The 13,190-nt window shown below is 35.6% G+C and carries 15 protein-coding genes; 7 read left to right on the top strand and 8 right to left on the bottom strand.

Annotated elements, in window-relative coordinates:
* Positions 1–5 precede the first annotated feature (5 nt).
* Positions 6–284, top strand: coding sequence for a TIGR03643 family protein (locus AACP56_RS14890; RefSeq protein ID WP_339337707.1), 279 nt, complete (start codon positions 6–8; stop codon positions 282–284).
* A 4-nt stretch (positions 285–288) separates the two neighbouring features.
* Here the strand turns inward: AACP56_RS14890 and AACP56_RS14885 are convergent, their stop codons facing one another.
* Positions 289–1,059, bottom strand: coding sequence for a S1/P1 nuclease (locus AACP56_RS14885; RefSeq protein WP_339337706.1), 771 nt, complete (start codon positions 1,057–1,059; stop codon positions 289–291).
* A gap of 151 nt (positions 1,060–1,210) precedes the next feature.
* Between AACP56_RS14885 and AACP56_RS14880 the strand changes: the two genes are divergently transcribed.
* The 6 genes from AACP56_RS14880 (at position 1,211) to AACP56_RS14855 (ending at position 7,137) form a co-directional block, all read left to right on the top strand.
* On the top strand, positions 1,211–2,071 hold the full coding sequence (locus AACP56_RS14880) for an SPFH domain-containing protein (RefSeq protein WP_339337705.1): 861 nt from the start codon (positions 1,211–1,213) through the stop codon (positions 2,069–2,071).
* 2 nt (positions 2,072–2,073) lie between these two features.
* Positions 2,074–2,499 carry a hypothetical protein gene (locus tag AACP56_RS14875; RefSeq protein WP_339337704.1) on the top strand — a complete coding sequence of 142 codons (426 nt, stop codon included), beginning with the start codon at positions 2,074–2,076 and terminating at the stop codon, positions 2,497–2,499.
* Between the two features lie 148 nt (positions 2,500–2,647).
* Positions 2,648–2,809 (top strand): Arc family DNA binding domain-containing protein, encoded by a 162-nt coding sequence (locus AACP56_RS14870; RefSeq protein WP_339337703.1) that lies wholly within the window; start codon positions 2,648–2,650, stop codon positions 2,807–2,809.
* Between the two features lie 72 nt (positions 2,810–2,881).
* Positions 2,882–5,080, top strand: a complete 2,199-nt coding sequence (locus tag AACP56_RS14865; RefSeq protein WP_339337702.1) for a DUF5916 domain-containing protein — start codon at positions 2,882–2,884, stop codon at positions 5,078–5,080.
* Between the two features lie 42 nt (positions 5,081–5,122).
* A complete protein-coding gene (locus tag AACP56_RS14860; protein WP_339337701.1) occupies positions 5,123–6,385 on the top strand; it encodes a DUF819 family protein in 1,263 nt (420 codons plus the stop codon).
* 44 nt (positions 6,386–6,429) lie between these two features.
* A complete protein-coding gene (locus AACP56_RS14855) occupies positions 6,430–7,137 on the top strand; it encodes a DUF4369 domain-containing protein (protein ID WP_339337700.1) in 708 nt (235 codons plus the stop codon).
* A 5-nt stretch (positions 7,138–7,142) separates the two neighbouring features.
* Here AACP56_RS14855 and AACP56_RS14850 read toward each other — a convergent pair whose 3' ends face one another.
* The 7 genes from AACP56_RS14850 to AACP56_RS14820 all read right to left on the bottom strand — a co-directional run.
* A complete protein-coding gene (locus tag AACP56_RS14850; protein WP_339337699.1) occupies positions 7,143–7,415 on the bottom strand; it encodes a hypothetical protein in 273 nt (90 codons plus the stop codon).
* Positions 7,416–7,441: 26 nt separating this feature from the next.
* Positions 7,442–8,410 (bottom strand): type I phosphomannose isomerase catalytic subunit, encoded by a 969-nt coding sequence (locus tag AACP56_RS14845; protein ID WP_339337698.1) that lies wholly within the window; start codon positions 8,408–8,410, stop codon positions 7,442–7,444.
* Between the two features lie 9 nt (positions 8,411–8,419).
* Positions 8,420–8,827, bottom strand: coding sequence for a 6-pyruvoyl trahydropterin synthase family protein (locus tag AACP56_RS14840; RefSeq protein WP_339337697.1), 408 nt, complete (start codon positions 8,825–8,827; stop codon positions 8,420–8,422).
* Complete coding sequence (gene idi, locus AACP56_RS14835; protein ID WP_339337696.1) at positions 8,824–9,354, bottom strand: isopentenyl-diphosphate Delta-isomerase; 531 nt, start codon at positions 9,352–9,354, stop codon at positions 8,824–8,826. Before idi ends, AACP56_RS14840 begins: the two co-directional genes overlap by 4 nt.
* 75 nt (positions 9,355–9,429) lie before the next feature.
* Positions 9,430–10,377: a PorP/SprF family type IX secretion system membrane protein gene (locus tag AACP56_RS14830; protein WP_339337695.1), complete on the bottom strand. Its 948-nt coding sequence runs from the start codon at positions 10,375–10,377 to the stop codon at positions 9,430–9,432.
* A 14-nt stretch (positions 10,378–10,391) separates the two neighbouring features.
* Positions 10,392–12,413 carry an Ig-like domain-containing protein gene (locus AACP56_RS14825; RefSeq protein ID WP_339337694.1) on the bottom strand — a complete coding sequence of 674 codons (2,022 nt, stop codon included), beginning with the start codon at positions 12,411–12,413 and terminating at the stop codon, positions 10,392–10,394.
* 23 nt (positions 12,414–12,436) lie between these two features.
* The coding region (locus AACP56_RS14820; RefSeq protein ID WP_339337693.1) for a hypothetical protein at positions 12,437–13,190 on the bottom strand (754 nt) is incomplete at its 5' end.

Raw genomic sequence — 13,190 nt, 5'->3', positions numbered from 1 at the left:
GTGCTATGAAAAAAGAATTTAACGATATTGAATTGGACCGAATTGTAGAAATGGCTTGGGAAGATCGTACTCCTTTTGATGCCATTACTTTTCAATTTGGAATCTCTGAACAGGAAACTATTGAGATTATGCGACGCGAGATGAAACCTAGTAGTTTTAGAATGTGGCGCAAACGGGTTCAAGGTAGAAGCACTAAACATGCAAAACTTCGCACTGATGACGTGAATAGGTTTAAATGCTCGCGACAAAGAAACATTACTGGAAATAAAATTTCTAAACGATAAATATTTAAGAAAATATTTCGTTCAAAACTTTTGCCAAACGAAAACCGCCTTTTTTTAATCGTTCAAATAAAATTGGATTGTATCTATAGGAATAAGAATAGCCTAATTTCTCTCCCACATCAACAGAGCTATAAATATCCCTTGTATAATCATGTGATTCTGCCAACCAATCCAAAACAGTACCTTCTTGCATTGCTTTTCGTTCTTTTTTATTAGTTGCTCTATCAAGCTCGTCTCCCAATTCATAATAACTCATCCCATAAGACTCAATCATATCGGTATCCCAAACTCTATGCAAATTAGAACCCTGCCCAAACCATTGGACTTGAATATCATTCCCTCCTCTATCAGCTGCTCTACCAGCATGCATTGGCTGATGAAGGTCTCCCATAAAGTGAATCAAGAGCTTTAAATAGAATATTTTGTCTTTACGACTATTATTCTCGTCTTTCAATATTTTAATACAATCGTCAATTGCCCTTACAATATCACCAAACTCACTTTTCTCAGATTCTTGATAAGTTTTAGTAAGTGGATAATTTACATAATGCCAAGGAGTATATCTAGAAAAATTATCATCAGATTTAATCTCATCGGCATAAGTAGATGCAAAAGCCAAACTATTACCATCTAATAGTTCGTTAATTGCTTTTCTTGCTTTTTTGGTAAGGTGCTTTTCGGCAATATGTCCTGTTACACGATGTCCAGTACGCCCCCAAATATTAGCAAAAGAAAGTGTTGGAACTAAAAAGAACAATACTAGAAAGTGACGCATAAAATAAATTTTTGCCAAAAATAGAATTAATTAACTAAGCTAGTGTTAAAGAAAAATTACTTTTTAAACTTAAAAATAATCTATTTGTAGATATGAATTTAATATTATATATTTATGATATTAATATAATATCATTTTAAATTTATTAACTATGACAGATGAAAAAATTGTAACCCCCCTTAATGGTTACTTCATGCTTTTTGTTTTTTTGCTATTATTCTTTGGGGGAATAGCTGCAATTGTTAGTACTGGATCTCCTTTGTTTGGTATTTCTGTGTTTTTTGGGTTTATTCTCGCTTTTGGACTTGTCCTAGTAAACCCTAATAGCTCTAGGGTGCTTTTACTTTTTGGAAAATATGTAGGTACTATAAAAAAGAACGGGCTTTATTGGGTAAATCCACTTTATTCAAAAAAGAAAATATCTTTAAGAGCAAGTAATTTTGATAGTGAGCGGCTTAAGGTCAATGATAAGTTGGGAAACCCTGTAATGATAAGTACCATCCTTGTATGGCGGGTTACAAATACTTACAAGGCGGCTTTTGAGGTTGATGATTATAAGAACTTTGTCCGTGTACAAACAGATGCAGCTGTTCGCAAGTTGGCAAGTATGTATCCTTATGACAATTTTGCAGATGAAGGTATTGAAGAGGACATCACGCTACGTTCAAGTGTAAATGAGGTAAGTGAAGCTCTAGAAAAAGAAGTTCAAGAAAGATTGGGCATGGCTGGGATTGAAGTATTAGAGGCTAGAATTGGTTATCTTGCTTATGCCCAAGAAATTGCAAATGCCATGCTTAAAAGGCAACAAGCGACAGCTATAGTTGCTGCAAGGCATAAAATTGTTGAAGGTGCCGTCAGTATGGTAGAAATGGCTCTTGAAGAACTTAACGAAAAGAATATTGTTGATTTGGATGAAGAACGTAAAGCGGCCATGGTCAGTAATCTAATGGTCGTACTATGCTCAGATAAAGATGCTTCCCCTATTGTAAATACTGGAACTTTAAATCACTAAGAATGAGGGTTTTTGAAGAAAAGCAGTGGTTTAATCAATGGTGGGTACTGCTGTTAAACTTTAGTGTTATTGGGTTGTTATTGTATTTTATGTACGAATGGTATATTGTTGGCGGTAGTGTGGATAAGGTTGGCACTTCTGACTACTTAGGACAGGCAGTTATTATTTTAATGTTATTGTTAATTGTGGGGTTTATGCTTTTTTTAAGGCTTAGTACAACGATTGACGAAAACGGAATCCAATATCAATTCACCCCATTTCATAGAAATAAAAAAATAATTGCTTGGAAAGAAATTTCTGAATGTTACACAAGAAAATATCAACCTATTTTAGAATATGGAGGTTGGGGTATAAAACCAGTTCCAAAGAGTAAGGATATGGCTTATAACGTAAAAGGGAGGATGGGCATTCAAATTAAATTAAATTAAAGGAAGGAAAAAAGATACTTATTGGCACACAAAAACCTAAAGAGGCGCAATTAGTAATCAACAGATATTTTAAAAATGAAAGAGTATAAAGTAATTAGCTGGAAAATGGGTCTAACAAACAACAATGAACGGTTGGAAAATACTTTAAATGAGTAAGAAAAAGGCCTTCGCTTTGCGATTAAATGAGGAAATGCTTAAGGCAATAGAAAAATGGGGCTCTGATGAGTTTAGAAGCACCAATGGGCAGATAGAATGGATGCTGATGAAAAGCCTACGGGATGCCAAAAGAGAACCAAAAAAGAAAGACTAAAAAAGAGTAGGGTATTTTACATTTTTTTAACTTAATCAAGCTGTATTTTTGGCAGGACTAATTCAAACAAAAATGACCAAGTTCTTAAGTGCACTTGCACTTGTATTTTTTGTCTTTCCAATTTTTTCTCAAAATTCCACTCCCACATTCATAGTAAAACACTTCAATACTACAATTGTGCCAGACGGTCAATTGGATGAAGCCGTTTGGGAGAAAACAGAATTGGTAGGTGCTTTTCAACAGTATTTTCCATCTGATAGCATCAAAGCCGAGTACCAAACGGAAATACGTATGTTTACAAATGACAAAACTTTATTTGTTGGACTAAAAATCTATGGTAAAGGAGACAATTGGGTTATTCCATCATTACAGCGTGATTTTAGAGCTGGTGGCAATGATAATATAAGTCTATTGTTCGATACTTTTAATGACGGTAATAATGCATTCCTTTTTGGCATAAACCCTTTTGGAGTTAGACGAGAAGCACTGATTACTGGTGGGGGTGGAGATCTTGGTGGTTTTACAACCTCTTGGGACGTAAAATGGAAAGGGGATGCAAAGCGACATAAAGGCTATTATACTGCGGAAATGGCAATTCCGTTGACCTCTTTTAAGTTTACTGAAGGAGAAACCAAATGGCGTTTTCAAAGTTACAGATTCGATCAACAAAATAATGAAAATAGTGTATGGCATCCCATACCCCAAAACCAATCTATTTTCAGTTTGGCTTTTATGGGGGATATGGTTTTTGAAAAACCTTTGGGAAAATCCAGAACACCTATCACACTTATCCCCTACATTAATGCCTTAGCGGATAAAGATTTTGAAACTAATATTACAGAAACAAAGCTGGCTATTGGTGGTGATGCAAAAATTTCTATTGGTAATGCGATGAATTTGGATGTTACAATCAATCCGGATTTCTCTAATGTTGAAGTGGATAATATTTTTACCAATCTCACACGTTTTGAAGTATCACTGCCGGAAAGAAGACAATTTTTTGTTGACAATAACGATCTTTTTGGAAATTTTGGGGGTGGCCGTGATGCTAATCCTTTTTTCTCTAGAAGAATAGGTATCGCTACTGACAGCGATGGTAACTCGGTGGAAAATAGTATCATTGGTGGCATTAGGCTAAGTGGAAAACTCAATGAAAATCTAAGGTTAGGCTTTTTAAATATTCAGACTGGGGAAGATGAGGATAGAGAAATTGCGTCCAATAACAATATGATGTTGGCACTGCAACAAAAAGTCTTTTCCAGATCTAACATCAGTGCGTTTTTTATTAATAGACAAACCTTCTCAGATGCTGACTTTATATCACCAGAAGAACGCTATAATCGTGTTGTGGGTATTGATTATAATTTAGCAAGTGCAGATAATACCTGGAACGGTAAATTTTATGCCCACAAATCCTTTCAACCAGATGATAAAGAAGGAAATTACTCTTTTGGCGCCAATTTAGGTAGGAATTCAAGATATTGGACTGTTTTTGCTGATGCTGTTTATGTTGATGAGGATTTTACCTCTGACCTAGGCTTTATTCGTAGAAAAGATATTGTAAAAACAGTGAGTTCCATCAACAGAACTTTTTGGCCAAAAAAAGGTCCGATTAACAATCATACCATAGAGTTTTTTCCGCAATTTATTTGGAGACCTGGACTAGATTTTAAAAAAACAGATCAGACATTAGCGCTTTTTTATCGCATGAACATGAAAAACCTATCGGAATACAGAGCTGGTTTTTCAAATGATTTCATCTTTCTAAATGATTCTTTTGATCCCACAAGCACAGAGGGAGCTGTTGAACTACCTGGAAATCGAGGTTATCACTTCAATACAGCTTCTTTCGGGTACCAATCCAATAGAGCCAAAATTTTTGCTTTCGAAGCAGAAACTACAGTAGGAACATTTTTTAATGGAGAACGATTTTCTATTAACGGTCAGGCAACTTTACGCTTGCAACCAAAGGCGCTGATTAGTTTAGATGTGCGATACGATAAGATTACACTGCCAAATCCTTTCCCTAGCGCAGATTTGTGGTTAGTGAGTCCTAGGGTAAGGTTAACTTTTAGCAAGTCAGTATTTTGGTCAACACTTATACAATACAGCAATCAAAGGGATAATCTAGGTATAAACTCCAGATTACAATGGCGATTTTCACCGCTCTCAGATTTATTTATTGTTTATAATGACAATTATGCAGTAAATGTCTTTGAACCAAGATTTAGATCTATCAACTTAAAGTTGACTTATTGGCTTAATATATAGCAGCTATATTTTGCTATATTTGAAAACATACCTATATACTAAATGAATCAACTACCATTTACAGAAGATACTGTTATCTTTGGTCTTCTTGCACTCTGTTTAGGCTTTGTTTTTTACACCTCTTCAATTAAAACTGGTTTTTGGAAAAAGTTCTATACAATTGTTCCTACTGTTTTAATGTGCTATTTGTTGCCTTCTATATTAGCAAGTACAGGCATAATTGATGAAAAAAGTTCGCAAACCTATTATATAGCTAGTCGTTATTTACTACCAGCTGCTCTAATTTTAATGACTCTGAGTATTGATTTAAAAGCCATACTTAATCTAGGCTCAAAGGCATTGATTATGTTTTTGACAGGTACTTTAGGAATAATCATTGGTGGTCCAATAGCTATTTTAATTGTTTCAATCTTTTCGCCCGAAACTGTTGGAGGGGCTGGTTTTGATGCCGTTTGGCGAGGTTTGGCAACAATTGCTGGTAGTTGGATTGGCGGCGGGGCAAATCAAGCGGCCATGCTAGAGGTTTTTGAATTTAATCAAGAAAAATATGGGGGAATGGTATTGGTTGATATTGTTGTTGCTAACCTTTGGATGGCAATTATATTACTTGGTGTTGGAAAAACCAAAAAAATTGACAAATGGTTAAAAGCGGATACATCTTCTATTGAAGCCCTTAAAACTAAGGTTTCAGAGCATACTGCTAAAATTGCTAGAGTTACATCGCTTCATGATTTTATAATGCTAAGCTTTTATGCGTTTGCAGGTGTTGGCCTTGCCCATTTGTTAGGGCATCATTTTGCAGAGTTTTTAGAAAACACTTTTGAAGTGATTCGAAATAAAGAAAAAGTCTTATCATCGCTAGGTTCCAAATTTTTATGGATGGTTGTTTTTGCTACAGCAATTGGAATAGGGCTCTCCTTTACAAAAGCCAAAAATTACGAAGGGGCGGGTGCGAGTAAGATTGGTGGGGTTTTTATTTACATCCTTGTTGCTACCATTGGGATGAAAATGGACTTAAGTGCTGTTTTTGAAAATCCAGGCTTGATAGCTATAGGCCTCATTTGGATTACAATCCACGCTGCATTATTAATTCTTGTGGCAAAATTGATAAAAGCACCATTTTTCTTTTTAGCAGTAGGTAGTCAAGCTAATGTAGGCGGAGCAGCTTCTGCGCCTGTGGTTGCTGCAGAGTTTCATCCTTCATTGACCTCAGTCGGTATTCTTTTGGCAGTATTCGGCTATGTAGTAGGAACTGGTGGCGCCTATTTTTGTGCACTGTTGATGGAAGTTGCCGCAAATCTTTAAAAAAACAAAAGCTTTAGCGATATTTGCCCTTCTAAATTTTGAAGATGAAAAATACCATACTAATATTTCTAATAACAACTATTTTATTTTCATGTGATAGGAAAACAGAAAATACCATGACAGTTTCTGGTTCTATTGATGGTCTAAAAAAAGGAACTCTCTTCTTTCAAAAGGCAAAAGACTCTTCATTAATTAATATTGATTCTGCATCCATCCGAGGAAATGGTTCATTTTCATTTTCTTATGAAATTGACAGTCCCGAACTATTTTACCTACACTTGGATAAAGCAGACAATAATGACTTGAATGATAGAATTACTTTTTTTGGTGAACCTGGAGAGATAATCATAAATACCTCTTGGAACACTTTTGATACTAATTCTGAAATCTATGGCTCTAAAAGTCATGAAAAGTATGCTGAATTTCAAGCTATGCTATCTAAGTTTAATACACGCGAGTTTGAATTAACAAAAATGATTTTATCAGAACCAGAGGACAGTAATATGATTACCGAGCAGAAATTAGATTCTATTAAACTGCTTATTGATAAAAACATCTTGAGAAGATATCAATATATATTAAATTTTGGTTTGACGAATCCTAAATCATACGTAACACCTTACGTAACACTTATAGAAGCTCCAGATGCAAATCCAAAGTATTTAGATTCCATAAATAAGGCTTTGAGTGAAGAGGTAGCAAACTCTAAATACGGTAAAGCTTTAAAAGCCTATTTAGACAAACTAGAATAAAGGGTTTAACCCTGAAGTTTATTAAGTTTTTCAATTAATCCAGTGGCTTTTTTTTCTAAATTAACTCGTATAGATTTATAATGAGCTTTGGTATTTTCCACATCTTTAGCATGAACCTTATCCATTAACTCATCAAAGGCTGCGATTGCACTATCGATTAATTTAGATCCTTTTTCTGAGTTTTTATTTTCAGTAGATACTTCCCATTGATAAACTGCCTCTATAATATCTCCAAGTACAAAATTGATATCTTTCTTTAAATCTCGAACACTTGCCATAAAATCCGTTTTAATCAAAAATAAGGTTAAATTGTTACTTCCAAAAACCTAACACTTTCAGTCTCAATTTTTATAAGATTACTTGATGCAGACACCAATGCGGTTTCTCCTTTTTGGATTGGAGCTTCACCAAATTCATTTTTTATAATTGCACTTCCTGAAACACACATATAAATCGAGAATGAATCTCTTCTGGAAATATCCTGGTCCAAATCCTTATCCAAATCGATGATATTAGTTTTAAAATAAGGACAGTTCACCATTGGATTAACGGTATTCTCAAACAAGTCGTAAGATACTTTAAAATCATCTTTGTGAGAATAGTCAATGGCATCTATGGCAAGTTCTGTGTGTAATTCACGAAGGTTTCCATTTTTATCCTTTCGATTAAAATCAAAAACACGATACGTTACGTCGGAGGTTTGTTGAATCTCCGCCAATAATACTCCGGCTCCAATAGCATGTATTTTTCCGGTATTTATAAAAAAGGTATCCCCTTCTTTTACCTTTTCATAATTCAATAAATCCAATAGCTTATCTTTTTTTAAGCTATCTTGATATTCTTCCTTGGTGACATCCTTGTTAAATCCTACAATCAGGTTTGCGCCTGGATTAGCATCCATGATATACCACATCTCCGTTTTACCAAAAGAGTTGTGTCTTTTCTTAGCTAACTCATCATTTGGATGCAATTGAATTGACAAATCTTTCTTAGCATCTATAAACTTAATTAGAATGGGAAATTCTTTTCCAAATCGTTCAACAACGCTTTTGCCAAGAAGATCTTCAGAACAACTATTTATTAATTTATTTAAGGAAGTCCCTTTTAAATTACCATTGGCAACTATAGAAACATCACCTTTTACCCCAGATAATTCCCAACTCTCACCTGTAATTTTGCTTTCTATCGGTTTATTTAAAACATCCTTGAGTTTTGTTCCGCCCCACAGACGCTCTTTAAGAATAGGTGTAAATTTTAATGGATATAATTCCATATTAAAGTTTTATCCTGAATAGGTTACAAAATTGCGAGGAGTTTCATAAAGTACTACCTCCAAATCGTTAGACCTTTTTATATGCGGTCTTAGCTTATTCCATATGGTAACTGCAATGTTTTCAGCCGTTGGGTTAAGATTCTTAAAATCTTCAACATCTAGATTAAGATTTTTATGGTCAAAAGCTTCTTCCACATGTTCTTTGATAAGGTCCTTTAAAATTTTCATATCTATAACATAACCAGTATCCACATCAATTTCACCAGTAACACTAACTATTAAATCATAGTTGTGTCCATGAAACTTAGGATTGTTGCACTTACCAAAAACAGCTTCATTTTTTTCAAAACTCCAATCTGGTCTAAATAATCTATGGGCTGCATTAAAATGGGCTTTTCTACTAACTTTTATCCTCATTTGCTATCACTTTTAGAGATGAAGTCATAGAACTTATCGAAAATAATTTTAAACCATGCCGTGTAAGTATCTGGATTACTGGAAATATCGAGTTTTATCGCTTCTGGAGTCATCCATTTCCAATCTTCAACTTCACCCCTATTTATTATTGGCTCACCTTCGTAATAACCCATCATAACATGATCTAGTTCATGTTCTGTTAAACCATTATCAAAAGGTGCTTTGTAGATGAATGAAAACAACTCTTCTAACTCTACTTCAAAGCCCATCTCCTCCTGTAGCCTTCGCTTGCCTGCATCAATATTTGTTTCGCCATCTCTTTGATGACTACAACATGTATTGGTCCATAAAAGTGGGGAGTGGTACTTATCAGCAGCTCTTTGCTGTAACATGGTTTCTCCTTTGCTATTCATAACAAAGACCGAAAATGCCCTATGAAGTACGGCTTTTTCGTGAGCTTCCATTTTAGGCATTAATCCAATTGGTTCATCGTCTTTATTGACCAATATAACTTTCTCTTCAACCATTAGGCAAAAATAAAGCCTTTAGTTGACTCATTATGTAGCGCTGAATATAAAATTTTGTGAAGACCTAAATATCAATTAAAAGAATCGAGGGGATTTTAGGTTACCTATGGCACGAATAAAGTCGTACCGAATGATAATCTCAAAAGAACCATCATTAAATGAAGTAGCCCCTAAATCTGTAATCTCGCGGTCATATGCTAACCCAATCAAGAATTCTTCTGAAACTTTAAAGCCAAACATTGCACTAAAAGCAGCGTCCCAACGATACGCTACACCTCCAATGAATTTCTCGTCAAGCATAAAATTTGCAGAAATATCCAGTTGCAAAGGAGCTCCCTGGACTATTTTGGATAGAACTGCTGGTTTAAATTTTAAGAATGGGTTTAGCTCAAAAACATAACCAGTAATTAAATAGAAATTCATCTGTTCTTTTGCGGTGGAAAGAGAGGATTCTTCAAAATGTGTAGTTTCTAAAATCCTGGGCACTGATAATCCTGCGTAAAACCTATCTGTATGATAGTATACGCCAGCACCCACATTGGGTGTAAAGCGATTATCAATATTTTGCTGTAAAGTAGGATCGGTCCCTTGACCTAAATCTTGATTCAATTCTGAAAATTGTACGTCCAATAGGTTAATACTTGGTTTAAGTCCAAAACTCAGTTTTTTGTCATAATCCAAATCTATGGTATAGGAAACATCTAAATCCAGATAGGTTTCAGAAGTAGGTCCAATAACATCATTCACAAAAGAAAGTCCCACACCTAAACCTTTATAACCAATTGGCGTATGGATATTAAAGGTTTGCGTTTCTGGAGCACCTTCGAGACCTACCCATTGTGCTCTATACAGCCCAGCTAAACTCATATGTCCTCTTGATCCAGCATAAGCAGGGTTAATGCTCACAGTATTATACATATATTGTGTATACTGTGCATCTTGTTGAGCAAATGAAAGTACCGAGAACAATAATGCTATGCTCAACACCCATTTTTCAATTCCGCTACTATTTATTTTCAACATCACTGGATTCGCTTTTATCTATTTATATAAATGTAACCTGAGAGTTGTTTAGCTATACCAGCTTGATTTTCATAATCTATAACATAGAAATAAGTTCCCACTGGTAGTTTATTATCTTGATTTACGGTCACCCTACCCTGTGAAGTTCCATCAAAGACATTACCATTGGAGTTATATGCTTTAGTAACAAAGACTAAAACACCCCATCTGTTATAAATTTTCACTGTATTGTTTGGATAATCTTCAATATTTCTAATTCTTAAAACATCATGGATACCATCTCCGTTTGGAGTTATCACATTAAATACTTCAACTTCATCTTCATCTTCTTCGCCTAGGTCAGGGTCCAAATAATTAGGTACCCCATCTTGATCCGAATCGTCATTTGAAAAATCTCCATCCAAGTCTAAATCTTCATCAGTGGTAACAATACCATCATCATCATCATCTGTATCCCTATAATCTGGAATTCCATCTTGATCTGTGTCTGGTAAATCAGTATTTGGGTCATCTATTTCATCATTTACATCAATATCAATGGAAGTGTCTCCCTCATACCCATCATCCAATCCGTCATTGTCTTTATCGGAACCTAACCATACTACATCCGGAATTCCATCTTGATTAAAATCATGAGCTTCTGTGCTATCTGGAACTCCATCATCATCACTATCATCATCTACATAATCAGGAATACCATCACCTTCTGTATCAACAGGTATTAGACCTAAGTTCCCATTATTCTCATAAGCATCATCAATACCGTTATCGTTTGCATCAACTCCACTTGGGGGAATATATCCTTCTGTGGTCTGTGCTTCAATATTGTCTGGTATTCCGTCATCATCACTGTCTATATCTAAGTAATCTGGAATTCCATCTCCATCAGTATCTGTCGCATTTGTTGTTGGGTCATCATCTCCATCTAGGTTTAAGTCCTCAAAACTATCCGCAATACCATCATTATCACTGTCCAATTCAGTTGTCGCCATTGGCGTTACAATGACGGTCACGGTTGCTGTATCACAATTCCCTGAATTATCACAGATCGTATAGTCAAAAGTGTCTACGCCTTCAAAACCAGCATCTGGGGTATACGTTACAAAATCGTCAGATGGGTCATTTGGAGTACCACCATCATTGATAACAACAGTTCCATTAAAAGGATTAGTTGTCGTCAGTGTTCCAAGATTAGGTAGGTCATTATCATTTACCAAAATATCAATATCTATTGGAGTATCTGCTTCTGTTGATACCGAATCATCGAAGGCATCAACAATTGGTGATACATCAATAGTTACCGTTGCCGTGCTACATGCTCCAGTAGAATCACATACCGTATAATCAAATGAGTCTGGTCCATTATAATCTGCATTTGGTGTATACGTCACTATATCATCAGATGGGTCATTTGGAGTACCATTGTCATTTATGGATACTGTTCCATTTAAAGGGTTTGTTGTAGTTAAAGTGCCAGTAGTTGGTAAATCTGAATCATTATCAAAAATTGGTAAAATAATAGATTCATCTTCATTTACAGTGATTGAATCATCAACTAAAGTAGCTGCTTGGCTTAGGCAAGCGACAGTAAATCTTGGTAACGCAATAGTGTTACCTGCTTTGGTAATTGTTGCTTGATACCTTACAAAGCTAGTAGTGGCTGTTACAGTTGGTTGCGTACCACTTAAAGATGCATCATTCCAACTAACTGTTGCGCTACCTTGTACGTTTGCTGTAATGTCAAGCGTTACTTGATTATCAGGTGAATTACAGTTTGTCAAGATAAAATAACCCGTTGCGTTGGAGCCACATAAAGTACCATCATAGGTCGCAAAATAGACACCAGGTTGAGTAGCCTCATAAAAAGAATCAGTACCTAAAACTGTTGCCGTATCAGAAGCCTCGAACCAACGGTAATTACTTTCATCACCACTTTCTGGTGCCCTTAGTAAAAACTGCGCATTGGATACCGTGATTCCAAGTAATGTAAATACAAGACTTAGGAATAGAAACTTATATGTTTTTGTGGGTTTCAAATTGATTTGGGTCGTGTTAGCAATTATTTTACTACAAAAACTACATTTATAAGCGAATTGTAATCTGCTGGTGTACCCACAATATCATAGGTCATTACACCGTCAGCATCAATACTAACATTGTCAAAAACGCTATCATCATAAAAAGTGACATAATAATAAAGCTCGGTCTTATCATATGTTGGGATTGCTGAAGGAGCACCTGTACTTCCAACAAAGGTATCCGTAAAAGGTGGAGCAGTTGGTGCATATTGATTTATGTATTCCTGATATAAATCTTTAGTTTCTCCAGTAATATTAGTACCTGAATATGCAGACACATCTATTGATATAGATGGCGGATAAAAAATCCTCGCCGCCTTCGATGTAATCGGAGCTATTGCTTCTAAAGCTTCTTGTACTGTATCATCTAAACCTGGTGCTTCTAAAGGTCCGGAACCATCTGGATCTACTCCTAAATCTCCATCAAGATCTAATGTTACATTGTCGTTTTCATCTATAACTGTATCCGTATTTGTGTCTTCTGTTGGAAAAATCGGAACTTCTGTAGCGTTTTGATCATCAGTATCAACAGTCGCATTTGGAACATCTATCGTAAAATTTGGATAAGTACCTCCTATCGTGACATTGCCGTTGCCGCCATCGGCAAGACTGACCGTCTGATCGGGAGCGGTGTTGACCACCTCGAAGTCTTCTCCCGACTGGTTAACGGTAATTCCTGAACCAGCGGATATCGTTTCATTCAGGTCGCTAAGGTTGACCGTTACATCGGTCGCT

It is taken from the genome of Croceitalea sp. MTPC6 (assembly GCF_036985525.1).
Lineage (GTDB): Bacteria > Bacteroidota > Bacteroidia > Flavobacteriales > Flavobacteriaceae > Croceitalea.
Note: the sequence above shows the minus strand (reverse complement) of the source record. Positions and strands in the feature narration are given on the sequence as shown.